Here is a 26,565-nt window from a genome sequence, read left to right on the forward strand (position 1 = left end):
GTCAGGAGGCGTGGGGGGCGGTGCGCGGGACCGTGACCGTCACGCGCAGCCCGTGGGGCGGGTTCGTCGCATACGAGAGGGACCCGCCGCCCGAGGCGAGCAGCGCCCGGGAGATGGACAGTCCGAGGCCGGAGCCCTTGACGTTCTGGTGGCGTCCGCTGCGCCAGAAGCGGTCGCCGATCCGCTGGAGTTCCTCCTCGGTGAGGCCGGGGCCGCGGTCGGCGACGACCACGTGGACCGAGCGGTCCTGCGCGGTGACCGACACCTCGACCTCCTCTCCCTCGGGGGTGAACTTGAGGGCGTTGTCGATGACGGCGTCCAGGGCGCTGGACAGCGCGATGGGATCGGCCCACCCGGTGACGGCGGAGGGCCCGGTCTCCGTCAGCCGTACGCCCTTCTCCTCGGCGTAGGGACGCCAGGCGGCGACCCGTTCGGCGGTGAGGGCGCCGATGTCGGTCAGGCTGATCTCGGCGGTGGCGTGCTCGGCCAGCGCCAGGTCCAGCAGGTCGTCCAGGACCTGCGTCAGGCGTTTGCCCTCGGTGCGTACGGAGGCGATCTCCGCGTTGCCCTCGGGCAGTTCGAGGGCGAGCAGCTCGATCCGCAGGAGCAGCGCGGCGAGCGGGTTGCGCAGCTGGTGGGAGGCGTCGGCGACGAACGCCCGCTGCTGCTCCAGTACGTCTTCCACGTTGTCGGCCATCTCGTTGAACGAGTGGGCCAGGCGCTGGAGTTCCGGCGGGCCGCCGGCGGCGGCGACGCGGGAGTTCATCCGTCCGGTGGCGATGCCGTGGGCGGCGGCGTCCAGGGTCCGGACGGGCTTGAGGACCCAGCTGGTGAGCCGCAGGGCGGCCCCGAACGCCAGCAGCATGGCGGCGGCGAGACCGCCCGCGATCAGCAGCCAGCCCTGCAGGATCCGCCCCCGCAGCTGGCCGGTGGGCGATTCGGTGGCTACCACGGCGACGACGTCCCCGTCGAGGACGACCGGGGAGGCGACGAGGAGTTTCCCCTGGGTCTGCCAGGGCCACACCTGGCCCGGGTCGTGGCTCCGGCGTCCGGCCAGGGCTTCCTCGAAGGCCCGGCGGCCCTCGCCGGACTCCGGGAGCTGCCACCAGCCGGGGGCGCGGACCATGGCGTTGTCGTCGCGGTAGAAGATGCCGACGCGGATGCCGTACAGCTCCTGGTAGCGGGCCAGTTCCAGCTGGAGGGTCTCGCGGCGCTGGCCCGCGCCGGGGGCGGCCGAGCCCTCGGAGTCGATGACGAACTGGGCGAGGGCGGCGAAGCGGGCGCTGTCGTCGATCCGGTCGACGACCACCTTCTGCTGCTGGCCCGCGGCCAGGCTGACGGCGAGCGGGAAGCCGAGCGCGAGCAGGACGCCCGCCATGAGGACGATGAGCAGGGGGAGCAGTCGGGCGCGCACGACGGGATTTCCGCTAGGGGGCGGCCGGGGCGACGAGCCGGTAGCCCACCCCGCGGACGGTTTCGATGAGGGCCGGCATGCGCAGCTTGGAGCGCAGCGAGGCGACGTGGACTTCGAGGGTCCGCCCGGTGCCCTCCCAACTGGTGCGCCACACCTCGCTGATGATCTGCTCGCGCCGGAAGACGACCCCGGGGCGCTGGGCGAGCAGCGCGAGCAGGTCGAACTCCTTGCGGGTGAGGGGGACGTCGGCGCCGTCCACGGTGACGCGGCGGGTGGGCAGCTCGATGGCGACGGGGCCGAGCCGGACCACGGACGGGGCGCCGGTCCCGGTGGCGGCTGCCTCTTCGGAGGCGCCGGTGCGGCGGGCGACGGCATGGATGCGGGCGAGGAGCTCGCCGGTGTCGTAGGGCTTGACCACGTAGTCGTCGGCGCCCATGTTCAGGCCGTGGATGCGGGAGCGTACGTCGCCGCGCGCGGTCACCATGATCACGGGCGTGGCGGTGCGCTTGCGGATCTTGCCGCACACCTCGTAGCCGTCCTGGTCGGGCAGGCCGAGGTCGAGCAGGATCACACCGTAGGGCGGGGCGGAGGGCTGGGCACCGGGCGGCAGCAGGGCGTGGAGGGCCTCCTCGCCGCTGCGGGCATGGGTGACCTGGAAGCCGTGCCGGGCGAGGATCGCGGACAGCGCGGCGGCGACGTGGTCGTCGTCCTCGACGAGCAGCAGTCTCACGGGGCCCCTTCCTCTGTTGGTCCGTGGCGCACGGCGTGGCCACCCTGCATCCACGCCGATGCAGACTCCCACGTCAAGAGGGTTCCGGTCTTGCGAGTCTTCCGTTATGCACCCGGTACGCGTAAGAAGAGGCGCGCAAGGGAGCGGATCGCGGTCGCCCACGGAGCGTATCCGGGCGAGGCCGGATCGTTATGCTCAATTCTCCCTCAGATGTGATGACGGTGTGAGTTCCCCGTCACTACTGTCCTCCCAACCGACGGAGGACGGAGCAAGAAGCCGATGAGCGGAGTATCAGTGACCAAGGACGTGCAGGACGCGGCCGGTGCCGCGGACGACCTGGTCGTACTGAGCAACGTCAACAAGCACTTCGGCGCGCTGCACGTGCTTCAGAACATCGATCTGAGCATTGCCCGCGGTGAGGTCGTCGTGGTGATCGGTCCCTCGGGATCGGGCAAGTCCACGCTGTGCCGGACCATCAACCGGCTGGAGACGATCGATTCGGGGACCATCACGGTCGACGGCAAGGAACTGCCTTCCGAGGGCAGGGAGTTGGCGCGGCTGCGGGCCGATGTCGGCATGGTCTTCCAGTCCTTCAACCTGTTCGCGCACAAGACGGTGCTGCAGAACGTGATGCTGGGACAGCTCAAGGTCCGCAAGACGGACCAGGCGGCGGCGCTGGAGAAGGCGAAGTCGCTGCTGGACCGGGTGGGGGTCGGCTCGCAGGCGGACAAGTACCCGGCGCAGCTCTCCGGTGGCCAGCAGCAGCGCGTGGCGATCGCCCGGGCGCTGGCGATGGACCCGAAGGTGATGCTGTTCGACGAGCCGACCTCGGCTCTCGACCCGGAGATGATCAACGAGGTGCTGGAGGTCATGCAGCAGCTCGCCCGGGAGGGCATGACGATGGTGGTCGTCACGCACGAGATGGGCTTCGCCCGCTCCGCGGCCAACCGGGTCGTCTTCATGGCGGACGGGAAGATCGTCGAAGAGGCCGCGCCGGAGCAGTTCTTCGCCAACCCGCGCAGCGACCGTGCCAAGGACTTCCTGTCGAAGATCCTGCACCACTGACGGTCCTTGTCTGGTAGTGATCCGGTGGCGGCCCGGATCCACGTGTCGCTCGCCGTCCAACAACGTCTGATCCGAGGGAAGTTCACGATGAAGCTTTACAAGGCCGGTGCGGCCGTGGCCGCGGCCGTCGCTCTCGCCCTGACCGCGACCGCCTGCGGCGGCGGCAGCAGCGACAAGTCCTCCGGCGGCGACTCGGCCGGTGGTGGCAAGGGCAAGATCGTCATCGGCATCAAGTTCGACCAGCCGGGTGTGGGTCTCAAGACCCCGGACGGCAAGTTCACCGGGTTCGACGTCGACGTCGCGACGTACGTGGCCAAGGAACTCGGCTACGAGGCCAACCAGATCGAGTTCAAGCAGGCCGTCAGCTCCGAGCGCGAGAACCTGATCGCCAACGGCGACGTCAAGCTGGTCGTCGCGAGCTACTCGATCAACGACAAGCGCAAGGAGAAGGTCGACTTCGCCGGCCCGTACTTCCTCGCCCACCAGGACCTGCTGGTCCGCGCCGACGAGACCTCGATCACCAAGGCCGAGGACCTCAACAAGAAGAAGCTCTGCTCCGTCACCGGCTCCACCTCGGCGCAGAACGTCAAGACCAAGCTCGCTCCCGAGGCGGACCTCCAGCAGTTCCCCGGCTACTCCGAGTGCCTCACCGGCCTGGAGAACAAGGCCGTGGACGCCCTGACCACGGACAACTCGATCCTCGCGGGCTACGCCGCGCAGGAGAAGAACAAGGGCAAGTTCAAGCTGGCCGGGCTGAGCCTGAGCAACGAGAACTACGGCATCGGCCTCAAGAAGGGCGACAAGGACCTGCAGACCAAGGTCAACGCCGCCCTCAAGAAGATGGTCACCGACGGTGCCTGGGACGCGGCCGTGAAGAAGAACTTCGGGCCGGCCGACTACAAGAACGAGCCTGCCCCGCAGATCACCGAAGGCAGCTGATTCCCCGGTGGGGAGCGTCGCCGCCCGCCTGCCGCGGGCGTCGGCGCACCCCACCGGCCATCCTGGGGAGAGCGCAGGGCAACGTGTTCGACTTTCTTGATTCCGGGCAGTACGACCTGCTCGGAGCCTTCTGGGTGACGGTTCAGCTCACCCTCTACTCGGCGGCGGGCTCCCTCATATGGGGCACCGTCCTGGCCGGGATACGGGTCAGCCCGGTCCCGCTGATGCGCGGCTTCGCCGCCGTGTACGTCAACGTGGTGCGCAACACGCCGCTGACCGCGCTGATCCTCGGCTGCTCACTGGGCCTCAGCCAGACCCTGGGCATCACGCTCGGCGGTGACACCTTCAAGGAGACCGGCTTCCGGCTGGCCGTCCTCGGCCTGACCGCCTACACCGGCACCTTCGTCTGCGAGGCGCTGCGCTCCGGCATCAACACCGTGCCCGTCGGGCAGGCCGAGGCCGCCCGCGCGCTGGGTCTGAGCTTCTTCCAGGTGCTCACGCTGATCGTGCTCCCCCAGGCCTTCCGGGCGGTCATCGCCCCCCTCGCGAACGTGCTGATCGCCCTCACCAAGAACACCACGGTGGCGGCGGCCATCGGCGTGGCCGAAGCGGCCCTGCTGATGAAGGAAATGATCGAGAACGAGGCGCAGGCGCTCTTCGAGGTCTTCGCGGTGTTCGCCTTCGGCTTCGTCGTACTCACCCTCCCCACCGGCCTGCTGCTCGGCTGGGCGGCCAAGCGAATGGCGGTGAAGCGATGAGCACCGTGCTGTACGACACCCCCGGCCCGAAGGCCAAGGTCCGCAACTGGATCTACTCCGCCGTGTTCATCGTGCTGCTGGGCCTCGCCCTGTGGTGGGCGCTGGGCCTGATGGCGGACAAGCACCAGCTCGACGGCGACAAGTGGAGCCCGTTCGTCACCGACGGGCAGGTCTGGACGACGTTCCTGATCCCCGGCCTGCTGGAGACGCTGAAGGCCGGTGTGATCGCCATGGTGATCGCGCTTCCGCTCGGCGCGCTGTTCGGGATCGGCCGGCTCTCCGACCACGCCTGGGTGCGCGTCCCGGTCGGGGCGGTCGTGGAGTTCTTCCGCGCCATCCCGGTCCTGATGCTGATGCTGTTCGGCAGCGCCCTGTACGTGCAGTACTCCAGCGTCGAGTCCGAGATCCGGCCGCTGTACGCGGTGGTCACGGGCCTGGTCCTGTACAACGCCTCGGTCATCGCGGAGATCGTCCGCGCCGGCATCCAGTCGCTGCCGCGCGGACAGACGGACGCGGCCAAGGCGATCGGCATGCGCAAGGGCCAGACGATGGCCTACGTCCTGCTCCCGCAGGCCGTGACGGCCATGCTGCCGGCGCTGGTGAGCCAGCTCGTGGTGATCCTCAAGGACACCGCGCTCGGTGGCGCGGTCCTGGGTTACGGGGAGCTGCTGTCGATGAGCCGGCAGATCTCGGCGAACTACAGCAACACCATCCCGAGCCTGATCGTGATCGCGGCGCTGTTCGTCGCGGTGAACTACGGCCTCGCCTCGTCCGCCTCCTGGCTGGAGGGCCGGCTGCGGCAGTCGAAGAAGAGCACCGGCGCGGTCGTCGGTGTGGCGGAGGCCAGCGACCTGGCAACCGGCAACAACAGCGTGGGGTGACTCCCGGCCGACGCGGACCGAGTGCCCGCTGACGGTAAGTCCGCTGATGCGAAGTCAGTCATAGTGCGTAGCCTGTGTGGTGCGGCGGAATCCTCCGCCGCACCACACAGTGCTGTCCGGACCGGTGTCACTTGACGCAGGCACTTCCAGTCGGTTGCATACGTTGTGTGATCACATACCGGACATCGGGAGCCGCATCATGGACCCGGTGATCGTCGTCGGCGCGGGGCCCGTCGGGCTGTCCCTGTCCCTCGCCCTGGCCGGCCAGGGCGTGCCCTCCGTCGTACTGGACGAAGGGCCCGGCAAGGACGAGCCCCGGCCGGCCCGTTCCGTCGTCCTGCACGCCGACACCGCCTCCATGGCCCACCGGCTCGGCTGTACGACGCTGCGCGACGAAGGGGCGTACTACGCGGCCTGGCGCACGATGCGGCGGGGCCGCGACGCCCGGCGGATCACCTTCGAGGACCACCCGGCGCCGCTGCACCTGCCGCAGCACGCCCTGACGCGCGGACTGCGGGACGCCGCCGCCATCCACCCGCTGGTCCGGCTGATCACCGACACCCGGCTGGACGCCCTGGAGCAGGACGGCCGCGGGGTGACCGCCCACACCCAGGGCGCCGAGACCACCTGGTGGCGCGGAAGCCACCTCGTGGGCTGCGACGGGGCCCGCTCGACCGTACGCAAGCTGCTCGGCATCCGCTTCCCCGGCCGGACCGCCGTCGAGCGGCACGCCGTGGCCGCGCTGCGCACCGAACTCCCCTGGCCCGGCGAGGCCTTGCTGCAGCGCGGCGCGACGGGCGAGGTCACCGCCCGGCCGCTGCCCGACGGGGTGTGGCGGCTGGACTGGCTGCTCCCGCCGCGCGGAGGGCTCGTCACCCCCGACGCGCTCGTGACCCTGATCCGGGACACCCTGGCGGCGTGGTGCGGGGGCACGACTCCCCCGTACGACCTGATCGACACCGGTGTGCACACCCTGCACCACCGGCTCGCCCGGCGCTGGCGCGACGGCCGGGCCTTCCTCGCCGGGGACGCGGCGCACCTGCTGGGCGCGCTCGGCACCCAGGGGGTCGAGGAGGGGCTGCGGGACGCCGAGAACCTGGCCTGGAAGCTGGCGCTGGACTGGCACCAGGGGGCCTCCGAGGCACTGCTGGACAGCTACGAGGACGAGCGGCGCCGGGCGGTCGCGGCCCGGCTGCGCGTCGCCGACCAGGCACTGCCCGCCCTGCGCGGCGGGGGCGGACTGCGCGGCGGGGGCGGACTGCGCACCTACCTTCCCGGAGCGGCGCGTTCCGCCGAGAGCCTGCTCACCGACGGCCACCTCGGCCGGGGTGCGCTGGGCGGGGAACCGGCGTACGCCCCGCCGGTGGCCGTACGGGAAGTGCCGACCGCCACCGAACCCGGCGCTCCGGTGGCGAACGTACCGGTGACCGCGCCCGACGGGTCGACGGTGCCGCTGCGGGACCTGCTGGGGCGGGGCCGGCTGCTGGTGCTCCTGGTCGCACCCGGCACCGGGGTGTGGGACCGGCGGCACTGGCTGGGCGCCGGGCTGATGCCCCGGCTCGCGGCGGCCGTCAGCGCCCTGCCCGTCCGGGCGGAACTCCTGGTGGCCGACGGCTACCCGGGCGCTGCGGCACACACCGTGCTGCTGGTCCGTCCCGACGGCCATCTCGCGGCGACCTTCGCCGGGGTGCGTCCGGCGGAACTGTACGAGGCGGCCGACGCCGTCCGCTGCGGCGCCCCGGCCGCGGCGCAGGACGCCGCGCCCCCGCTCAAGGAGACCTCCGTCACCCCCACGGGCGTGATCGATTGACCCCGTGCCCGTCTCGTGCTTCACTCGCGGGCATGACCGGCATCGACGTACGCCTGTGGCGGAGGGTCCACATGGACCTGCTCCGCTACGCGGGCTGCGTGTGTCGCCCTTCCTGCTGATTCGCCCCTTCCTCCGCGCCGCCCCCAGACCCTGGTCCCGTGTCCTTCCGGGACCGGCGGCGCGCACCTTCGCGAACTCCCAGGACGGTCATTCCTCATGTCTGCGCCCACGCACGCGCCTGCCCCTGTCAGTGCCCCCGCTGCTGCCTCACCGACGACGGCGGAGCTGCTCGCCTTCGTACTGCGCACCGCGGCCGACCCCGAACTCGTCGCCTCGCTCCCCCTGGACCCGGAAGGACGCACGTGGATCCGGCTGGACGGTCCCGGCGGCAGCGAGGCCTGGCTGATCGGCTGGCCGCCAGGCACCGGCACGGGCTGGCACGACCACGCCGAGTCGCGGGGCGCGTTCGCCACCGCCCGCGGGAAGCTCACCGAACGCTCGCTGGCCGTGCGCCTGCCGTCGGAGGGCTGGCGGAGCCTGGAGCTGGCGCCGGACGTGGACCGGGGCCGCGGCGTTCCGGCGGGCGCGGGGCGGGGTTTCGGTGAGCACCACGTGCACGAGGTGCTCAACGAGTCGCGGACCGAGCACGCCGTCTCGGTGCACGCGTACTACCCGCCGCTCCCGCTGATCCGCCGCTACAGCCGCACCGGTCCGGTGCTCCGGCTGGAGCACGTCGAGCGTCCGGCGGATTGGCAGTGAGCGCCGCACCGCAGGGCATCGACGCCCTCGTCGACCGGCTCCGTACGACCTACACGCGCCTCTCGCCGGACGAGGCACACGCCGCTTCGCGGGGAGAAGCACTCCTGGTCGACATCCGCTACCAGGCACTGCGCGAGCGGGACGGGCTGATCCCGGGCGCCGTGGTCGTCGAGCGCAACGAGCTGGAGTGGCGGCTCGACCCCCAGGGCTCCCACCGCCTTCCCGAGGCCACCGGACACGACCTGCGGGTGGTGGTGATCTGCAACGAGGGCTACGCCTCGACGCTGGCCGCGGCCTCCCTGCACGCACTGGGCCTCCACCGCGCGACCGACCTGACGGGCGGCTTCCAGGCCTGGAAGTCGGCCGGCCTCCCCGTCACCCCGGCGAAGGACGCCGCGCGGGCCTGACTTCGGGGCCCGGCCGGGCAACCGGCTGCCCCGGGGGTTCAGCCCCCGGGGCGTTCTTCCCCGTCCATGCCCTCGCCGTCCGCACCGTTCTCGTTCTCGGTTTCCAGCGCGCGGCGGACCACCCGCAGGGCCATGCCTTCCGGGTATCCCTTGCGCGCCAGCATCCCGGCGAGGCGCCGGATCCGTTTGTCCCGCTCAAGGCCCCGGGTCGCCCGGAGCTTGCGCTCCACGAGCTCCCGGGCCGTCTGCTCCTCCTGCGCGGAGTCCAGCTGTTCCAGGGCTTCCTGGACGAGGGTGGCGTGCACCCCCTTGGTCCGCAGCTCCTGGGCGAGCGCCCGGCGGGCCAGTCCCCGGCCGCGGTGGCGGGACTCGACCCACGCTCCGGCGAAGGCGGCGTCATCGATCAGGCCCACCTCCTCGTACCGGGAGAGGACCTCCTGCGACACCTCCTCGGGGATGCCCCGCTTCTCCAGGGCGTCCGCGAGCTGCCGCCGGGTACGCGGCATCCCGGTGAGCAGGCGCAAGCAGATCGCCCGCGCCTGCTCTTCGGGACTCTGGGGCGGCAGCTCCTGGCGGCCCTCCCGGCCGCCCTCCCCGCCGCCCCTTTCCTGCTCCCGCACGGATCAGCTCTTGGCCACGGCGGCCTTGGCCGTCGTCTTGGCCTTCGCCGCCGGGGCGGGCACGGCCGAGGCGTCGGCGGGCGCCTGCGCACCGGCTTCCGCGTCGGCGTCCTTGCGCACGCCGACGCCCAGCTTCTCCTTGATCTTCCGCTCGATCTCGTTGGCGAGATCGGGGTTGTCCTTGAGGAAGTTGCGGGCGTTCTCCTTGCCCTGGCCCAGCTGGTCGCCCTCGTACGTGTACCAGGCACCGGCCTTGCGCACGAAGCCGTGCTCCACGCCCATGTCGATCAGACCGCCCTCGCGGCTGATGCCCTGGCCGTAGAGGATGTCGAACTCGGCCTGCTTGAAGGGCGGCGCGACCTTGTTCTTGACGACCTTGACGCGGGTACGGTTGCCGACCGCGTCGGTGCCGTCCTTGAGGGTCTCGATGCGGCGGATGTCGAGGCGCACGGAGGCGTAGAACTTGAGCGCGCGGCCACCGGTGGTGGTCTCGGGCGAGCCGAACATCACACCGATCTTCTCGCGGAGCTGGTTGATGAAGATCGCGGTGGTCTTCGACTGGTTGAGAGCACCGGTGATCTTGCGCAGCGCCTGGCTCATCAGACGGGCCTGGAGACCCACGTGCGAGTCACCCATCTCACCCTCGATCTCCGCACGGGGCACGAGCGCCGCGACGGAGTCGATGACGATCAGGTCGAGCGCGCCGGAGCGGACCAGCATGTCCACGATCTCCAGCGCCTGCTCGCCGGTGTCCGGCTGCGACAGGATGAGGTTGTCGGTGTCGACGCCGAGCGCCTTCGCGTACTCGGGGTCGAGCGCGTGCTCGGCGTCGACGAAGGCGACGGTGCCGCCGGCCTTCTGCGCGTTGGCGACGGCGTGGAGAGTCAGGGTGGTCTTACCGGAGGACTCCGGTCCGTACACCTCGATCACACGGCCGCGGGGCAGCCCGCCGACGCCGAGCGCGATGTCCAGCGCGGTCGACCCGGTGGGGATGACCTCGATGGGGTCGTTCGGCTTGTCGCCGAGGCGCATGACCGCACCCTTGCCGAATTGCCGTTCAATCTGTGCGAGCGCGGCGTCGAGAGCCTTCTCGCGGTCGGTGCCTGCCATGGGTTCCACCCGGTTTGCTTGAGTCGATCGCTTCACGCCATTGACGCTAACGCCTGCCACTGACAATGCGCTCCCACGCCCGGTTCGGCTGTGGATAACCCATGAGAATGCGTGTTCGATTTTCCTGTCAAGCCGACCGGGCCGCCGACCCGGCCCGGGTCACTTCACTTCTGCCGCGACCTTCCACGGCACGATGACGAGGGGGCAGGCGCGACCGGGGTCGGGGCGGCAGTGGCGCACCGCGGTGATCGTGCTGATGCCGGGGCCCGCGGCGTGGAAGACGGCGCTCGCACCGCCGCTCGGCGTCGTGCCGCCAGCGGTCCGCCGCAGCACCAGGGGGACGGCGGCCACCGGAACGTCCCAGGAGTAGTTGAGCCCGCCGCTGCGGTAGCCGGTGAGCCTGACCTCCACGTCGTCACCGGGATTCAGGACCACGTTCCGGCCGTCGTCCACGTTCGTCAGCGTCACCCGCGTGGCCATCGCGGCCGGACCCGCCGAGGACGGACGGGACTGGGCGGCGGCCGGCACGGAAGCCGTGACCGCGGCCAGGAGCACGCCCAGGCCCAGCGGGACAACGGCGCACTTCGACGTCTTCATGATCTCCCCGAGGGCAGTCGGACCGGGCGGAGCGGTCTCCGCCCGCGAGAGCCATGCTCACCCGCGGACAGGGGAAGAACCGTGGACAACACCCCCGAACAGCCTGATCGGGTGACTCCGTCAGGGAGCCGGCGATCGGCCGGGCTGTCCGGCCGGGCCGGCGGTGAGGACGTTGCCCGCCCGCCGGAGCGTCGTGCCGGCCGCCCGCCGTCGACGTCAGTCCTGGTCCGCGCCGGCCAGGGCCTGCGTGATCACACGCGTGGCGAAGTCGCGGTCGTCGGTGAGCCGGTTGATGTGCTCCGCGAGCAGCAGGGCCGTGGCCTCCAGGGCGTTCATCTCGTCCCCGGTCCAGTCTCCGTACTGCTTGCGCCACAGGTTGGGGCTCAGGCCGGTGGCGGCCGCGACGACCAGGCCGGTCATGGTGGGCACGACCTCCGGGCGGACGCTCTTGGGCATCATCCGCATCGAGGCGACGAAGCCGGGAACCACGTACTCGATGACGTCCCTGTCGTGCTTCTCGTAAGCCATCCGCAGCCACTGCGTGAACATGTAGATCAACGTGCAAGTGCCGTCCACCAGGTCATCGGCTTCCTTGCGGCCCAACGACGCGGTGAACTGGTCGATCAGCCGCCGCTGTTCGGGGTCGGCACCGTCCTTGCCCCCGTAGACGGTTCTGAGCCGCGAGTCGATCACCATCAGCGCCGTGCCCACATCGCCGGCGGGAGCGTACTGGGCGTCGCAGGGCGATGGCACAGGATTCCTCCTCGGGTGACCGTGGGCAACGCGGCGTGTCCGTACAGTAGCCCGCCGAGGAGGAGGCGGGCTGCCGAATGCCGACGCCGGCCCCCGGCACGGCGCGGCGCCGCCCCCGCCGCGGGAGGGCGGCGGGGGCGGCGGGCAGCGGTTACGGCTTGGGGAGGGTGCAGCCGGGGCGGGTGAGGTCGATCTTGTTGCCGGCGCCTATGCAGGGGACGATGATGTACGTCTCCTGGGCGTAGTTGATGCCCTGGCGGACCGTGACCACGCCGTTCTGGTCCACCTCGCACGGGTTGTTGTCCGTGCAGCGCTCGCCGTCCTCGTTGCCGGTGTTGTTCACGGCGACGACCTTGCCGGTCGTGGTGTCGATCACCGGCGAACCGGAGGTGCCGCCGATGGTGTTGCACGACGGGGTGTAGCGGACCGAGTCCTTCCAGGTCCAGGAACCTTCCTTGAGGCGGTAGGCGAACCCGTCGACGTTGCAGCTGTAGGTCCGCTTCCAGTAGCCCGAGACGACCTTGATCGGCGTCCCCTGTACCGGGTGGGCGTCGTTGAGGGTCAGCGCGCTGATGCCGTACTGGCTCTGGATCTGCGCGTACGTCGAGGTCAGCTGGTAGATCGAGATGTCGGTGTCGGTCATCGTCGCGTACGCGACCTTGTTCGCCCGCAGCGTCGCCACCCTGCCGCCGCTCGCGCCCAGCAGCGAGAACGAGCGGGTGGACGACTGGTCCTTGATGACCTGGCCCGGCTGGGGGAAGCCCGTTTCCAGGCAGTGCCCGTTGGACAGGACGAGCGCGGGGTCGTTCGGCTGCGAGCCGGGGGCGCGCACGACGGAGCCGGAGCAGTTGCTGAGCGCGACCGTTCCCGCGTAGTTGACCGTGACGGCCTGCGCCGCCCGGTCCTGCGAGAAGGCCGGTGCCTGCGGGGCCGCGTCCCGGGGTACGGAGGCCACGGCCGGTGCCGCTCCCGCTCCGATCAGCAGCAGGGAGAGCACGGCGCCGGCGAGAGGCTTGTTCATGTGGGGGTTCCCCTCTGGTGACGATGCAACCGAAGATCCTTCGGTTGTCATGCGCATTGTTGGGACCTCGCGCCCAACCCACAAGAGGGCATGGCCCGTTGGGGAAACCCGCTATCACCGGGGCAGTTGGCCACCCGCTGGCCGAAACCACACCCCGACCGTCCCCCACACCACCCCCAACTGCCCCAAGGGGCCCATCCGGTGACGAACACGGGTGGGTGCGGCATACCCGCCCCCATGGGGCCGCGGCCGGACCCGGTCCCGGACTCCCCCACACCCATCGGTACTCTGCGGTGCCCCCGATGACCGAGGGCGCTCATTCCGCTTTGGAGGAACCATGGCCATCAAGAAGGCCACGATCCAGCAGCAGGTGGCCGAGGCCATCGCCCAGATCAACCCGGCCGACCGGCCCATCGTCACGATCCAGGCCATCGCCGGCCCCAGCGTCTGGCTGATGAGCATGCTGGGCCTGATCGGCCAGATGTTCCTCACCTACTACTTCGTCACGGTGACCGAGCAGGCCGTGGTCCTCCACAAGGCGAGCCGGATGAGCAACCGGCCGCAGGAGATCGTCTTCGCCATACCGCCGGCCCAGGCCGTCGGCGCGGTCACCGAAGTCAAGCGCAACGCCGTCTGGAGCTCGTTCCGCTTCCAGCTCCCCGGTCAGGAGCGGCCGACCCGGATGAACGTGCACCGGCTCTGGCGCAACGAGATGGACCAGCTGATCGGGCTGCTGACGGGGCAGAGCCAGCCGGTCGCCTGACCGGCCGTGGCGGTGGCCGGATCCCGCCGGATCCGGCCACCGAAAAACGCACTCACCGAGTGACAACCCAAGGTTGACAGTCCTTCGACTGTCAACCTACGGTTGCATCATGACGAACCCTCCCGTGGAACCAGTTCGCATGACCAGCCCGGTACGCCTCGACGACCTGATCGAGGCCATCAAGAAGGTCCACCCCGACACCCTGGAGCAACTCAGCGGAGCCGTCGTCGCCGCCGAGCACCTCGGTGACGTCGCGGACCACCTCATCGGCCACTTCGTGGACCAGGCCCGCCGCTCCGGCGCCTCCTGGACCGACATCGGCCGCAGCATGGGCGTCACCCGCCAGGCCGCACAGAAACGCTTCGTCCCCAAGGCCGACAAGGCGGGGGACGGGGGCGAGGGAACCGAGGCCGACGCCGGCCAGGGTTTCGCCCGCTTCACCCCGCGCGCCCGCGGGGTCGTCGTGGCCTCGCAGAACGAGGCCCGCGCCACCGGCAGCACCGAGATCCGCACCGAACACCTGGTGCTCGGCCTGCTCGCCGAGCCCGAGGGGATCGCCGCGCTCGTCCTGAGCGGGCAGCACGTGACCGAGGACGCCGTACGCGCCGCCGTCACCCCGCTCCTGCCCGAACCCGTCGACCCGGCCGAACTGCCGGCCCTGACCCCCTTCGACGCCGGCGCGAAGAAAGCCCTGGAGCTGACCTTCCGCGAGGCCCTGCGCCTCGGCCACCCCTACGTCGGCACCGAGCACATCCTGCTCGCGCTCCTCGAACTGGAGAACGGGCAGGGCGTGCTCAGCGGCCTCGGCCTGGAGAAGAGCGCCGTCGAGGCGGCCGTCACCGACGCCCTGGAAGCCGTCGTCGGAGGGACGCAGGAGGAGTAGCGGCGGAGTCGGCGCCGGCTCCCCGTCGCCCGCCGTCGGGGGTGTCGGCGCCCTCCGTCACCTCGTAGCGCTTCACGTACGCGCCGAGGAAGGCCTGGAGCGTGGCGACGGCCGGGATCGCGATGAGCGCCCCGACCGCTCCCAGCAGTGCGGTGCCCGCTATGACCGAGCCGAAGGCGACCGCCGGATGGATGTCCACCGTCTTCGCGGTGAGCTTGGGCTGGAGCACGTAGTTCTCGAACTGCTGGTAGACCACCACGAATCCCAGCACGTACAGCGCGTACCAGGGCTCGACCGTGAAGGCGATCAGCATGGGCAGCGCGCCCGCCAGGTAGGTGCCGATGGTGGGGACGAACTGCGACACCAGGCCGACCCACACCGCGAGCGCCGGCGCGTACGGCACCTGGAGGACGGCGAACACCACGTAGTGGGCGATGCCGGAGATCAGTGCCATCAGCCCGCGCGAGTAGAGGTACCCGCCCGTCTTCGCGACGGCGATCTCCCACGCGCGCAGCACCTCGGACTGCTTGGCGGGCGGCAGTACGGAGCACAGCGCGCGCCGCAGCCGCGGCCCGTCGGCGGCGAAGTAGAAGGAGAACAGCCCGACGGTCAGCAGCTTGAACAGGCCGCCGAGCACGGTGGCGGACACGTCGAGCACTCCGCTCGCGCTGTTGCGCACGTACTTCTGCAGCCAGTCCGAGTGCAGCAGGCTGTCCTGGATCTCCAGCCGGGACAGATCGGTGTGGAACGTCGTGTTGACCGATCTGATCACGGAGTCGAGGGTGCGGGGGAAGCCCTCCACCATGTCGACGATCTGACCGGCGAGCATCGAGCCGAGCAGCGCCACGAATCCGGCGGCCGCGACGAACACCCCGAGGAAGACCAGGAAGGTGGCGAGTCCGCGGCGCATGCCGCGGGCCGCCATCCGGGACACGGCGGGCTCGACCGCGAGCGCGAGGAAGAAGGCGATCAGGATGTTGACGAGCAGCCCGATCAGCTGGTGGAAGGCCCAGCTGCCGAGCTGGAAACAGGCGACGAGGGCCAGTACGAGGATCACCGCGCGCGGCAGCCAGCGGGGCATCCGGGCCCCGGCCGTCGCCGTGGTCGCCGCTCCCTCGTCCGCCGCCGGCCGGTCGGCCCGGTCCGCGTGCTCGGGGTGATCAGGGTGTTCGCCCGCTTCGGGCCGTCCGGGGGTCGTCGTCTCTTCAGTCGCTGCCACGCACCCCAGTCTGACCCACCCCGCACCCGGACGGCCCGGCCGGGCTCCTGGTCAGCGCAGTGAGGCGGGCACGTCCATCGCCGAACACACCGCGCGCCACACGTCCTTGGCTTCCCAGCCCGCCTCCAGCGCCTGGTGGACGGTGCGTCCGCCGAGCTCCGTCATGACGTGGTCCCGCGCGAAGGAGTCCGCGTAGGCCGCCCCGAAGTACTCGGCCATCCGCTCCCAGAAAATCGTCAACCGCATGCCACCAGTATCCCGCCCCGGAGAGTGCACCGGCCGCGTTCGCACCCCCCGGCCCGCATCCGGCGCCCTACGGTTTCCCGCATGCCTGGAGACGAAGCCGCGCCGGCCGCGACCACCCCGCTGGCCCGCGCCGAGCGGTTCATCTGGCTCACGGCGCGGGTGCTGGAGCAGCGCCGGTTCGCGTTCCACTTCCTCGGCGGCGACGCCGACGGGGTGGACGCCGCCCTCGGGGCGTACCTGGGGGCCGACGGCGGCTACGGGCACGCGCTCGATCCGGATCTGCGCGGACCGCTGAGCCAGCCGCTGCATGCCGCGTACGCCCTGCGGGTGCTGGACGCCCTCGGCCGGTGCGCGGGCCGGCGGGTGGAGCAGCTCTGCGGGCACCTGGCCTCGGTCTCCACCCCGGACGGCGCCCTTCCGGCGGTGCTGCCCGGCCCGGGCGGCCATCCGGCGGCCCCGTACCGCTCGGTGCCCGCGGATCCGCCGGGGGCGCTGCTGACCACCGGCCCCGTCGTCGGCGCGCTGCACCGCAACCGGGTCTGGCACGCGTGGCTGTTCCGGGCCACCGACTTCTGCTGGGAGCGCGTCGAGACACCGCGCCACTGGCACCCGTACGAGGTCCGCAGCGCGGTGGCGTTCCTCGACGGCGTCCCCGACCGCGGCAGGGCGGCGGCGGCCGCGGACCGGCTGGGGCGGCTGGTGCGCGAGCGGCGCCTGGTGGTGCTGGATCCGGCGCGCCGGACCGGCGACGGGCCGGGCGGGGAGCTGTTCCCCCACGACTTCGCCCGCCGCCCGGAGTCGTGCGCGCGCGGCTGGTTCACGGACGCCGAGATGAGCCGGTCCCTGGACTTCCTCGCCGCCCGGCAGCGACCGGACGGGGGCTGGCCCGCGCTGCGCCCGGCCCGGGCGCCGGGCAGCTGCCTGGAGCGGCGCCCGATCGCCACCTTGGAGGCGCTCCTGACGCTCCGCGCCTACGGTCGCGCGCTCACCCGGCCCGTCAGCCCGTCACGGCGCGCAGGCCCGCCGTGACGAGGACCGCGACGCCGACCACCACGAGGAACGGGGCCCGCAGCAGCAGCGCGAGGGCGGCCGCGGCCAGTCCGGCGGCGCGGGCGTCGAGGACGAGTTCGTGCCCGGTGCTGAACGTCTGCTGGGCGGTGAGGGCGGCGAGCAGGGCCACGGGCAGCAGCGCGGACAGCTTGCGCACGGCAGGCCGCTCCAGGGCGCCGACGGGCACGAGCAGTCCGGCGAGCTTGACGGCGTAGCAGCCGACGACGGTCAGTCCGATGGCGATCCAGACGTTCACGAGCGGCGTCCCTTCATCCACAGCACCGCGGGAGCGGCCAGCGCGGCGATCAGCACGGGCACCCCGGAGGGCAGTACGGGCAGCAGGCCGAGCCCGAGGACGAGCGCGAGGGCGGCGACGGCCCGCTCGGTGGGGCCCTTCACCATCGGCGCGAGCAGGGCGAGGAAGACGGCCGGACCGGCGGCGTCCAGTCCCCACACGGTGGTGTCGCCGATCGCCTCGGCGCCGAGCGCACCGAGCAGGGTGGTGAGGTTCCACAGCACGTACAGGGTCAGCCCGGTCACGGTGAACCCGAGCCGCGCCGACTTGCGGCCGGGCTGGGCGAGGGCGACGGCGGTCGTCTCGTCGATGACCCAGTGCGCGGCGAGCGGCCGGACGGCCTTGGGGAGGGCGAGCAGCTGGGACAGTCGCAGCCCGTAGAAGGCGTTGCGGGTGCCCAGGAAGAAGGCCCCGGCGGCGGCGGTGAACGGGTTGCCGCCTGCGGCGAGGGCGCCGACCAGCGCGAACTGCGAGGCGCCGGTGAAGACGAGCAGGCTCAGCGCGCAGGCCTGGAGCACGCTGATGCCGGAACCGGCGGCGGTCACCCCGAACGCGAATCCGGACAGGCCGACGGCCACCCCGACGCCGAGCCCGTCCCGTATGACGGCACTGCGCGGCCGCTCGATGACCCCCTGGGGGGTCTCTCGTATCACCATCTGATGTTCTCCCACGCCCCGACGCTATGCGGGGGGCCGGGGAGCGGTCTTGTACGTTCTTGCACGGCGGTCCGCGGCGCCTCAGGGGCCGGCGGCCCGGGACGCCGCGGAGCCGGCCGGCCAGGTGGGGCCGGGCCCGGGGGGGGCAGCCGGGGTCGGCCGGGCCGGGCTGGATTGGGACGCCCGGGCCCCGGGCCCGGGCGGGGTCGGCCGGGCCGGGTCAGGAGCGGGGTCTGCGTTCCCGCCGGTATGCGCCCGGGGGGACCCCGACGATGCGGGTGAAGTGACGGTTCAGGTGTGGCTGGTCGGTGAAGCCGACGGCGACGGCGGCCTCCGCCGGTGCGGTGCCCGCGTCCAGCAGCCGGCGGGCGCGCCGCACCCGGGCGTCGGTCAGCCAGGTGTGCGGCGGCATCCCGTACCGCTCCCGGAAGGCCCGCAGCAGGGCGAACGGGCTCGTCCCGAGCTCCACCGCGAGCTGCTCCAGCGACGGCGGTCGCGCGATCCGTTCCTCCAGTACGGCCCTGGCCCGCTCCGCGTCCGCACCGCCCGCGCGCCCCACCGTACGGGCCGGCAGAGGTCCGGCGTGCCGGATCAGCATCCGCGCCACCACCCCGCGCAGCAGCGTGTCGGCGGCCAGCGCGTTCCCGGCCTCGGCGGCGCGGTGCACCTCGGAGATCACCCGCGAGGCCTGCGGGTCGGGGACCATGTCGACGGTGAAGCCGGGGGTCCCGCGCAGCGTGCCGATCTCGGCGGCGACCTCGGTGATCAGCGCGCGGGACGGGTAGAGCGTGGCGTACGCCCAGCCCTCGGGAACCCCGGCGCGCGCGGTGTGCGCCACCTCCGGGTTGATCAGGACCACGCTGCCCGGCCCGGCCCGCAGGGTTCCGGCGGGCAGGCCGATCTCCTCGACGCCGCCGGTGACGGCCGCGATGACGTAACCGTCGTGGGCGTGGCGCGGGAAGGTGTGCCGTACGTAGTGGGCGCGCAGCAGATCGAGGCCGGGCAGTTCCGGGTACTGCCAGTGCCGCGCCCACTCCCGGCGCCCGTCGTCCGTCCCCATCCCCCCATTCTGCGCCCCGGCCCGTCGGCGCGTTTACGCAGGTCCGGCCGGTTGTCAGTGGCCGGGTGCACGATGGGGGCATGTCCGGTAGCGCGCTCGACTCGTTCTCCCCCGCGACCCGCTCGTGGTTCTCGGGGGCCTTCGTCATGCCCACCCCCGCCCAGGAAGGGGCCTGGCGGGCGATCGGCGAGGGCTCCGACGTCCTGGTCGTGGCGCCCACCGGCTCCGGCAAGACGCTGGCCGCCTTCCTCGCGGCCCTGGACCAGCTGGCGTCGACCCCGCCCCCGGCCGAGCAGAAGAAGCGCTGCCGGGTGCTGTACGTGTCGCCGCTCAAGGCCCTGGCCGTCGATGTGGAGCGCAACCTGCGCAGCCCGTTGACCGGTATCCGGCAGGAGTCGGTCCGCCTGGGCCTGCCCGAGCCGGAGATCCGCGTCGGCATCCGCTCCGGTGACACCCCGCCCGCCGAACGCCGGGCCCTGGTGACGCGGCCGCCGGACATCCTGATCACCACGCCGGAGTCGCTGTTCCTGATGCTGACGTCGGCGGCGCGCGACGCCCTCTGCGGGGTGGAGACGGTGATCCTGGACGAGGTGCACGCCGTCGCGGGCACCAAGCGCGGCGCGCACCTGGCGCTGTCGCTGGAGCGGCTGGACGAGCTGCTGCCCCGCCCGGCGCGCCGGATCGGCCTGTCGGCGACGGTCCGGCCGGTGGACGAGGTGGCCCGGTACCTCGCGCCGCGCGGCAAGGTGGAGATCGTCCAGCCGCCGTCGGCGAAGGAGTTCGACCTGTCGGTGGTGGTCCCGGTCGAGGACATGGGCGAGTTGGGCGGCTCTCCCGCCACGGAGGGCCAGGAGGGCGGGGACAAGCCCTCCATCTGGCCGCAGGTGGAGGAGCGGATCGCCGATCTGGTCCAGGCCCACCGGTCCACGATCGTGTTCGCCAACTCCCGGCGCCTCGCGGAGCGCCTGTGCAACCGGCTCAACGAGATCGCTTACGAGCGGGCGATGGGCGAGAAGCTGCCCGAGGGGTCGCCGCCGGCCGAGATCATGGCGCAGTCGGGCGCCGCGCAGGGCGCTCCGCCGCTGCTGGCCCGCGCACACCACGGCTCGGTGTCCAAGGAGCAGCGGGCACTGGTCGAAGAGGACCTGAAAGCGGGCCGGCTGCCCGCCGTGGTCGCCACGTCCAGCCTCGAACTGGGCATCGACATGGGCGCGGTGGACCTGGTGGTGCAGGTGGAGTCGCCGCCCTCGGTGGCGTCGGGGCTCCAGCGCGTCGGCCGGGCGGGCCACCAGGTGGGCGCGGTCTCCACGGGCGTCGTCTTCCCCAAGTACCGGGGGGATCTGGTGCAGGCGGCGGTGGTGACCGAGCGGATGCGTACGGGCTCGATCGAGTCCCTGCGCATCCCCTCCAACCCGCTGGACGTCCTCGCCCAGCAGCTCGTCGCGATGACCGCGATGGACACCTGGCAGCTGGACGACCTGCTCGCCCTGGTGCGGCGGGCCGCGCCCTTCGCGGCGCTGCCGGAGTCGGCGTTCACCTCCGTGCTGGACATGCTGGCGGGCCGCTACCCGTCGGACGCGTTCGCCGAGCTCAGGCCCCGTGTCGTGTGGGACCGGGTGGCGGGCACCATCACCGGGCGGCCGGGGGCGCAGCGCCTCGCGGTGACCTCGGGCGGCACGATCCCGGACCGGGGCCTCTTCGGCGTCTTCCTCGCTGGGGCCGATCCGAAGAAGGGCGGCGGCCGGGTCGGCGAGCTGGACGAGGAGATGGTCTACGAGTCCCGCGTCGGGGACGTGTTCACCCTGGGCACCAGCTCCTGGCGCATCGAGGACATCACCCGCGACCGCGTCCTGGTCTCCCCGGCGCCCGGGGTCCCGGGCCGGTTGCCTTTCTGGAAGGGCGACCAGCTGGGCCGTCCGCTCGAACTGGGCCGGGCGGTCGGCGCGTTCCTGCGCGAACTCGGCGGCCTCACGGACGAGGACGCCCGGCTGCGGCTGCTGGCGGCCGGGCTCGACGCCTGGGCCGCGGAGAACGTCATCGCCTACCTCGCCGAGCAGCGCGAGGCCTGCGGTCACGTGCCGGACGACCGGACGATCGTGGTCGAGCGGTTCCGCGACGAGCTCGGCGACTGGCGCGTCGTCGTCCACTCCCCCTTCGGCGCGCAGGTGCACGCCCCGTGGGCGCTGGCCCTCGGCGCCCGCCTGGCCGAGCGGTACGGGATGGACGCCCAGGTGATGCATGCGGACGACGGCATCGTGCTGCGCCTGCCGGACGCGGACCTGCTGTCCGTGGACCTGCTCGACCACGATCCGGCGGCGCCCGCGCGGTCCTTCGAGTTCGATGACGAGCAGGCCCCGCTGGGCGCGGCGGACGTCGCCTTCGACCACGGCGACGTCCAGCAGATCGTCACCGACCAGGTGGGCGGCTCGGCCCTGTTCGCCTCCCGGTTCCGCGAGTGCGCGGCGCGGGCCCTGCTGTTGCCGCGCCGCAATCCCGGCAAGCGCACGCCGCTGTGGCAGCAGCGCCAGCGTGCGTCCCAACTGCTCCAGGTGGCGTCCGAGTTCGGCTCCTTCCCGATCGTGCTGGAAGCCGTACGCGAATGCCTCCAGGACGTCTTCGACGTGCCGGGCCTGACCGAGCTGATGGGGGACATCGAGGCGCGCCGGGTCCGGCTGGTCGAGGTCACCACGCCGGAGCCGTCGCCGTTCGCGCGGTCGCTGCTGTTCGGTTACGTCGCCCAGTTCCTCTACGAGGGGGACTCGCCGCTGGCCGAGCGCCGGGCGGCCGCGCTCTCGCTGGACTCCCGGCTGCTCGCCGAGCTGCTCGGCCAGGCGGAACTGCGGGAACTGCTGGACGCCTCGGTACTGGAGGAACTGGAGCGCGAACTCCAGTGGCTGACCGAGGACCGCCGGGCCAAGGACGCCGAGTCGGTGGCGGACCTGCTGCGCATGCTGGGCCCGCTGACGGAGGCGGAGCTGTCCGAGCGCGGCGCGCAGCCGTCGTGGGCGGCTGAACTGGCCGCCGCGCGGCGGGCCATCCGGATCCGGATCGGCGGCGCCGACCACTGGGCGGCGATCGAGGACGCGGGCCGGCTGCGGGACGCGCTGGGCACCGCGCTGCCCGTCGGCGTCCCGGAGGCGTTCACGGAACCGGTCAAGGACCCTCTCGGCGACCTCCTGGCCCGATACGCCCGCACCCACGGCCCCTTCACCACCACCGCCGTGGCCGCCCGCTTCGGCCTGGGCACGGCGGTCACCGAAGGCGCGCTGCACCGGCTGGCGGCGGCGGGCCGCGTGGTCCAGGGCGAGTTCCACCCGGCGGGCATCGGGCAGGAGTGGTGCGACGCGGCGGTGCTGCGCAGGCTGCGCCGGCGTTCCCTCGCGGCCCTGCGCCAGGAGCTGGAGCCGGTACCCCCGGCCTCCCTGGCCACCTTCCTGCCGCAGTGGCAGCACCTGGGCGGCGCGCTGCGCGGGATCGACGGCCTGGCCCGGGCGATCGAGCAGCTCCAGGGGGCTCCGGTGCCGGCCTCGGCCCTGGAACGGCTGATCCTGCCGTCACGGGTCGCGGGGTATTCGCCCGCGATGCTGGACGAGCTGACCACCACGGGAGAGGTGGTCTGGGCCGGGGCCGGCGCCCTTCCCGGCAAGGACGGCTGGCTCTCCCTCTACCTCGCGGAGGCGGCGCCGCTGCTGCTGCCCCCGCCCCATCCGCTGGAGACGACCCCGCTGCACCAGGCGATCCTCGACACCCTCTCGGGCGGCTACGGCCTGTTCTTCCGTCAGCTGGTGGAGTCGGTCCGGGCGAAGTGGCCGCAGGCGTCGGACCTCCAGCTGTCCGAGGCGCTCTGGGACCTGGCCTGGTCGGGGCGGCTGACCAACGACACCCTGGCCCCCCTGCGCTCCCTGCTGGGGTCGGGCCGCACGGCCGGCGCCACCGCGCACCGGGCGCGGCGGACCATCCCGCGCGGCCGCTACGGCACCCTCAGCGCGACGACGTCCCGCACCGGGCCGCCCACGGTCTCCGGCCGCTGGTCGCTGCTGCCCGGCCAGGCCCCGGACCCGACGCACCGGGCGCACGCCCTGGCCCGCACCCTGCTGGACCGGCACGGCGTGGTGACCAGGGGTGCGGTGGCGGCGGAAGGGGTGGAGGGCGGGTTCAGCGCGGTCTACCGCGTCCTGTCGGCGTTCGAGGACAGCGGCCAGGCCCGCCGGGGCTACGTGGTCGAGGGGCTCGGCGCGGCCCAGTTCGCGATGGACGGCGCGGTGGACCGGCTGCGGGCTGCGGAGCGGACACCGCCCCCGCTGGCCGCCGTGGTGCTGGCCGCCGCCGACCCGGCGAACGCGTACGGCGCTGCCCTGCCCTGGCCGGAGCCCCCGGCCGGGGCCACGCACAAGCCGGGCCGCAAGGCGGGCTCCCTGGTGGTCCTGGTCGACGGGGAACTCGTCCTCTACCTGGAGCGCGGCGGCAAGACCTTGCTGGCGTGGCCGCCGCCGGAGGATCCCCGCCTGGAGGCGGCCGTCTCGTCCCTGGCCGCGGGCTGCCGCGCGGGCACGGTCCCGCCCCTGACGGTCGAGCGCATCAACGCGGCGGCAGCCCTGACGTCCCCCCTGGGCCGCTCCCTGGAAGCAGCCGGCTTCCACGCCACCCCGCGCGGCCTGCGCCTGCGGCCCTGAGGGTCCGGTTCCGTCTCGACCATCCCACTTACGTTGCACTTATGTCCTGAGCACGTCACGAACGCCGCCGGGGGCGGAGCGACCGGTTCCCGCGCTCCTAAGATCGCCACCACGGCATCGCGATTGACGATGCGCATTCAAACGTACAGTCCATGGGGGACACCAGAAGTGAGCACCACAACCATGCGCAGGACCGCACTCGCCACCGTCGGCCTGGCGGTCACCGCCACCCTCACGCTGAGCGGCTGCAAGAGCGGCAACGAAGAGGCGCCCCCCGCAGCGACCGGCTCGCCGACGGCCGGATCCGCCCAGCCCGGCGGCGCCGGGAGCCCCAGCGCCACCGCGAGCCCGTCGGCCGCCGGCAGTGAGGCGCCCGCGGGCGCCGCGGGCACGGCCAAGCCGGGCCAGAGCTTCAAGATCGGTCAGGCGGCGACGGTCCCCTTCACCTACGGCAGCACCCAGGGCACGATCGCCCTCACCGTCACCTCCATCGAGCAGGGCCAGGCCGCTGACCTCGACCCGCTCAAGCTCGGCGACAAGGTGAAGGGGATGGTGCCCTACTACATCCACTACACCGTCAAGAACGTCGGTACCACCGACCTCGCATACTCCTCGGTCGGCCACGTCAAGGGCCTGCTCCCGGACGGCGGCGAGGCGAACGGCGTGTCGGTCATCGGCACGTTCGAGAAGTGCAAGGACGAGGCGCTGCCCAAGGGCTTCACCAACGGCCAGTCGCAGACCAACTGCGTGATCACCATGGCTCCCTCGGCCCAGGTGAAGATCACCGGAGCCGAGTACTGGGGCGAGCCGTACAGCACGGTGGGCAACAAGGCCCTCACCTGGAAGTAGCCCGCCTCCCGCCCTGCGGGCCCCCGCGCGAGCACCCGCGCGGGGGCCCGGCCCTCCCCACCGGGCGACAATGGGGGCATGCCCGAAGGAGACAGCGTCTGGCGCGCCGCGGCCCGATTGCACGCGGCCCTGGCCGGGCGGGAGATCACCCGCAGCGACCTGCGCGTCCCGCGCCTGGCCACCGTGGACCTCACCGGCCGCACCACCTTGAACGTGGTGCCGCGCGGCAAGCACCTGCTCACCCGCATCGACGGCGACGGCGGCCTGACCCTCCACAGCCACCTGCGCATGGACGGCGCCTGGCACGTTTTCCCCGCCGGGCGGAAGTGGCACGGCGGCCCCCTCCACGAAATCCGCGCCATCCTCGGCACCGCCGGCGACACCGCCGTCGGATACCGCCTCCCGGTCCTGGAACTCCTGCGCACCGCCGACGAGGACACCGTCGTCGGTCACCTCGGCCCCGACCTCCTCGGCCCGGACTGGGACCCCGCCAAGGCCGCGCGGAACCTGCTCGGCGACCCCGAACGCCCCCTCGGCGAGGCCCTGCTCGACCAGCGCAATCTCGCGGGCATCGGCAACGTGTTCATGTGCGAGCTCTGCTTCCTCGCCCAGGTCACCCCCTGGACCCCGGTCGGCGCGCTCCCGGACCCCGAGGTCACCGCCGTCCGCCTGGCCGGCGCCGCCCAGCGCCTCCTCGCGGCCAACCTCGGCACCGGCGAGACCCGCAATACGACCGGCAGCCGCCGCCGGGGCCAGTCCCTCTTCGTCTACGGGCGCGCCCCGCGCGGCTGCCTGCGCTGCGGCACCCCGGTACGCCGCCACGTGAAGGACGACCGCCCCACCTACTGGTGCCCGCGCTGCCAATCCGGCCCCACCCCGTAGTTGACGCTCCGTCAGATGCGGTCGTACCGTCCGGGCATGTCCACAGCCCCGTACGACCTCACCGGCCGCACCGCGCTCGTCACCGGCGCCGCCAGCGGGATCGGCCGCGCCACCTCCGTGCTCCTGGCCCGGGCCGGCGCTGCCGTGCACTGCGCCGACCGCGATGCGAACGGCCTGCGCGAGACCGCCCGCCTGGTCTCCGAAGCCGGCGGCAAGGCCACCGTCCACACCCTCGACGTGACCGACCGCGCCGCGCTGCGGGCCGCCGTCGCGGCCGCGGGCCCGCTCGACATCGCCGCCGCCATCGCCGGGATCATGCACACCAGCAGCGTCCTGGACACCGCCGACGAGGACCTCGACCGGGTCCTGGACGTCAATTTCAAGGGAGTCCTGCGCACCTGCCAGGAGGCCGTTCGCGCCATGATCGCCGCCGGGCGTCCCGGTTCGGTCGTCACCATGGCCTCCGGCGCCGTGGACGCCGCCCAGCCGGGCCTGCTCTGCTACAGCGCCGCCAAGGCCGCCGTCGTCCAGCTGACCAAGACCCTCGCCACCGAGACCGGCCCGCACGGCATCCGCGTCAACGCCGTCGCACCGGGCTGGATCCGCACCCCCATGACCGGCCGCCACAGCGCGGAGGAGCTGGAACGCACCGAGGCGGCGATGATCCGCATGTCACCGCTGCGCCGGGTCGGGGAGCCCGAGGACATCGCCCAGGCGGTGCTCTACCTCGCGTCCGACGCCTCGTCCTTCATGACGGGCCAGATCCTCCGCCCGAACGGGGGGGTATCGATGCCCTGGTGAGCGGTGCCCCGGTGGCCGCCGCCCGCGGGCGCCTGCGCCCCGGCCCGGGCACGCAGTGCACGGGGAGCAGCCCCAGCCCCCATCCGCCGACGGCCACCGCGCCCTCCACGGGCCCGGCGTCCGCGGGCTCCAGCGCCAGCCGCAGCACGGCCCACCACCAGAGCACGCCGGCCGTCAGCACGACGGGTATGAGTAACCACCGCACGGCCGCCTCCCAGGAAGGCCGGAATCCGGACGGGCCCATCCTCCCGCACCGCCCCCGTCGCCGCACCCAGAACGGCAAGGAGCCCCACCAAGGCGGGAAGCCCCGGAACGGCAAGGAGC

The 26,565-nt window shown here is 72.5% G+C and carries 27 protein-coding genes; 15 read left to right on the forward strand and 12 right to left on the reverse strand.

Annotation, left to right across the window (positions count from 1 at the left end; translation table 11 throughout):
* Position 1 precedes the first annotated feature (1 nt).
* Positions 2-1,414 carry a sensor histidine kinase gene (locus IE207_RS23375; protein WP_190186235.1) on the reverse strand — a complete coding sequence of 471 codons (1,413 nt, stop codon included), beginning with the start codon at positions 1,412-1,414 and terminating at the stop codon, positions 2-4.
* A 13-nt stretch (positions 1,415-1,427) separates the two neighbouring features.
* The gene (locus IE207_RS23380) at positions 1,428-2,144 is read right to left on the reverse strand and encodes a response regulator transcription factor (RefSeq protein WP_190186236.1); all 717 of its coding nucleotides are present in this window, start codon (positions 2,142-2,144) and stop codon (positions 1,428-1,430) included.
* 279 nt (positions 2,145-2,423) lie between these two features.
* On the opposite strand from IE207_RS23380, the gene IE207_RS23385 reads away from it, so the two are divergent.
* From IE207_RS23385 to IE207_RS23415, 8 genes are all read left to right on the forward strand, one after another.
* Positions 2,424-3,209, forward strand: a complete 786-nt coding sequence (locus IE207_RS23385) for an amino acid ABC transporter ATP-binding protein (protein ID WP_190186237.1) — start codon at positions 2,424-2,426, stop codon at positions 3,207-3,209.
* An 87-nt stretch (positions 3,210-3,296) separates the two neighbouring features.
* The gene (locus tag IE207_RS23390) at positions 3,297-4,148 is read left to right on the forward strand and encodes a glutamate ABC transporter substrate-binding protein (RefSeq protein ID WP_190186238.1); all 852 of its coding nucleotides are present in this window, start codon (positions 3,297-3,299) and stop codon (positions 4,146-4,148) included.
* 83 nt (positions 4,149-4,231) lie between these two features.
* Entirely contained in the window at positions 4,232-4,906 is a 675-nt protein-coding gene (locus IE207_RS23395; RefSeq protein ID WP_190186239.1) for an amino acid ABC transporter permease, read from the forward strand.
* A complete protein-coding gene (locus IE207_RS23400; protein ID WP_190186240.1) occupies positions 4,903-5,787 on the forward strand; it encodes an amino acid ABC transporter permease in 885 nt (294 codons plus the stop codon). The genes IE207_RS23395 and IE207_RS23400 overlap by 4 nt, the downstream gene beginning before the upstream one ends.
* 199 nt (positions 5,788-5,986) lie before the next feature.
* On the forward strand, positions 5,987-7,597 hold the full coding sequence (locus tag IE207_RS23405; RefSeq protein WP_190186241.1) for an FAD-dependent oxidoreductase: 1,611 nt from the start codon (positions 5,987-5,989) through the stop codon (positions 7,595-7,597).
* 32 nt (positions 7,598-7,629) lie between these two features.
* Positions 7,630-7,716 (forward strand): putative leader peptide, encoded by an 87-nt coding sequence (locus IE207_RS34180; protein ID WP_324610027.1) that lies wholly within the window; start codon positions 7,630-7,632, stop codon positions 7,714-7,716.
* Between the two features lie 97 nt (positions 7,717-7,813).
* Positions 7,814-8,356, forward strand: a complete 543-nt coding sequence (locus tag IE207_RS23410; RefSeq protein WP_190186242.1) for a cupin domain-containing protein — start codon at positions 7,814-7,816, stop codon at positions 8,354-8,356.
* Positions 8,353-8,763, forward strand: a complete 411-nt coding sequence (locus IE207_RS23415; protein ID WP_190186243.1) for a rhodanese-like domain-containing protein — start codon at positions 8,353-8,355, stop codon at positions 8,761-8,763. The genes IE207_RS23410 and IE207_RS23415 overlap by 4 nt, the downstream gene beginning before the upstream one ends.
* A gap of 38 nt (positions 8,764-8,801) precedes the next feature.
* Here IE207_RS23415 and recX read toward each other — a convergent pair whose 3' ends face one another.
* The 5 genes from recX to IE207_RS23440 form a co-directional block, all read right to left on the reverse strand.
* The gene (gene recX / locus IE207_RS23420; protein WP_190186244.1) at positions 8,802-9,383 is read right to left on the reverse strand and encodes a recombination regulator RecX; all 582 of its coding nucleotides are present in this window, start codon (positions 9,381-9,383) and stop codon (positions 8,802-8,804) included.
* Between the two features lie 3 nt (positions 9,384-9,386).
* Positions 9,387-10,493 (reverse strand): recombinase RecA, encoded by a 1,107-nt coding sequence (recA, locus tag IE207_RS23425; RefSeq protein WP_190186245.1) that lies wholly within the window; start codon positions 10,491-10,493, stop codon positions 9,387-9,389.
* Between the two features lie 159 nt (positions 10,494-10,652).
* On the reverse strand, positions 10,653-11,090 hold the full coding sequence (locus IE207_RS23430) for a hypothetical protein (RefSeq protein WP_190186246.1): 438 nt from the start codon (positions 11,088-11,090) through the stop codon (positions 10,653-10,655).
* A 216-nt stretch (positions 11,091-11,306) separates the two neighbouring features.
* The gene (locus tag IE207_RS23435; protein WP_190186247.1) at positions 11,307-11,843 is read right to left on the reverse strand and encodes a hypothetical protein; all 537 of its coding nucleotides are present in this window, start codon (positions 11,841-11,843) and stop codon (positions 11,307-11,309) included.
* A 151-nt stretch (positions 11,844-11,994) separates the two neighbouring features.
* Entirely contained in the window at positions 11,995-12,864 is an 870-nt protein-coding gene (locus tag IE207_RS23440; RefSeq protein ID WP_190186248.1) for a S1 family peptidase, read from the reverse strand.
* A 337-nt stretch (positions 12,865-13,201) separates the two neighbouring features.
* Between IE207_RS23440 and IE207_RS23445 the strand changes: the two genes are divergently transcribed.
* Both IE207_RS23445 and IE207_RS23450 read left to right on the forward strand, forming a co-directional pair.
* The gene (locus IE207_RS23445; protein ID WP_190186249.1) at positions 13,202-13,627 is read left to right on the forward strand and encodes a hypothetical protein; all 426 of its coding nucleotides are present in this window, start codon (positions 13,202-13,204) and stop codon (positions 13,625-13,627) included.
* A 109-nt stretch (positions 13,628-13,736) separates the two neighbouring features.
* Complete coding sequence (locus IE207_RS23450; RefSeq protein ID WP_190186250.1) at positions 13,737-14,510, forward strand: Clp protease N-terminal domain-containing protein; 774 nt, start codon at positions 13,737-13,739, stop codon at positions 14,508-14,510.
* On the opposite strand, the gene IE207_RS23455 is transcribed toward IE207_RS23450, so the two are convergent.
* On the reverse strand, positions 14,464-15,591 hold the full coding sequence (locus tag IE207_RS23455) for an AI-2E family transporter (protein WP_190186282.1): 1,128 nt from the start codon (positions 15,589-15,591) through the stop codon (positions 14,464-14,466). The two genes, IE207_RS23450 and IE207_RS23455, sit on opposite strands and share 47 nt — an antisense overlap.
* A 189-nt stretch (positions 15,592-15,780) precedes the next feature.
* Positions 15,781-15,975, reverse strand: a complete 195-nt coding sequence (locus tag IE207_RS23460; RefSeq protein WP_190186251.1) for a DUF3046 domain-containing protein — start codon at positions 15,973-15,975, stop codon at positions 15,781-15,783.
* An 81-nt stretch (positions 15,976-16,056) separates the two neighbouring features.
* Between IE207_RS23460 and IE207_RS23465 the strand changes: the two genes are divergently transcribed.
* Positions 16,057-17,004 (forward strand): hypothetical protein, encoded by a 948-nt coding sequence (locus IE207_RS23465; protein WP_190186252.1) that lies wholly within the window; start codon positions 16,057-16,059, stop codon positions 17,002-17,004.
* Here IE207_RS23465 and IE207_RS23470 read toward each other — a convergent pair.
* From IE207_RS23470 to IE207_RS23480, 3 genes are all read right to left on the reverse strand, one after another.
* Complete coding sequence (locus IE207_RS23470) at positions 16,973-17,281, reverse strand: AzlD domain-containing protein (RefSeq protein ID WP_190186253.1); 309 nt, start codon at positions 17,279-17,281, stop codon at positions 16,973-16,975. The two genes, IE207_RS23465 and IE207_RS23470, sit on opposite strands and share 32 nt — an antisense overlap.
* Complete coding sequence (locus tag IE207_RS23475; protein WP_190186254.1) at positions 17,278-17,976, reverse strand: AzlC family ABC transporter permease; 699 nt, start codon at positions 17,974-17,976, stop codon at positions 17,278-17,280. Before IE207_RS23475 ends, IE207_RS23470 begins: the two co-directional genes overlap by 4 nt.
* A 220-nt stretch (positions 17,977-18,196) precedes the next feature.
* The gene (locus IE207_RS23480) at positions 18,197-19,036 is read right to left on the reverse strand and encodes an AraC family transcriptional regulator (protein ID WP_190186255.1); all 840 of its coding nucleotides are present in this window, start codon (positions 19,034-19,036) and stop codon (positions 18,197-18,199) included.
* 80 nt (positions 19,037-19,116) lie between these two features.
* On the opposite strand from IE207_RS23480, the gene IE207_RS23485 reads away from it, so the two are divergent.
* The 4 genes from IE207_RS23485 (at position 19,117) to IE207_RS23500 (ending at position 26,241) form a co-directional block, all read left to right on the forward strand.
* Positions 19,117-23,709, forward strand: a complete 4,593-nt coding sequence (locus IE207_RS23485; protein WP_190186256.1) for an ATP-dependent helicase — start codon at positions 19,117-19,119, stop codon at positions 23,707-23,709.
* A 168-nt stretch (positions 23,710-23,877) separates the two neighbouring features.
* Positions 23,878-24,558 (forward strand): hypothetical protein, encoded by a 681-nt coding sequence (locus IE207_RS23490; protein WP_190186257.1) that lies wholly within the window; start codon positions 23,878-23,880, stop codon positions 24,556-24,558.
* 78 nt (positions 24,559-24,636) lie between these two features.
* Entirely contained in the window at positions 24,637-25,440 is an 804-nt protein-coding gene (locus IE207_RS23495; protein ID WP_190186258.1) for a DNA-formamidopyrimidine glycosylase family protein, read from the forward strand.
* Between the two features lie 36 nt (positions 25,441-25,476).
* Entirely contained in the window at positions 25,477-26,241 is a 765-nt protein-coding gene (locus IE207_RS23500) for an SDR family NAD(P)-dependent oxidoreductase (protein WP_190186259.1), read from the forward strand.
* The last annotated feature ends 324 nt before the right edge of the window (positions 26,242-26,565 follow it).

This window comes from Streptomyces cirratus (assembly GCF_014650775.1).
In the GTDB taxonomy this organism is placed as follows: Bacteria; Actinomycetota; Actinomycetes; order Streptomycetales; family Streptomycetaceae; genus Streptomyces; species Streptomyces cirratus.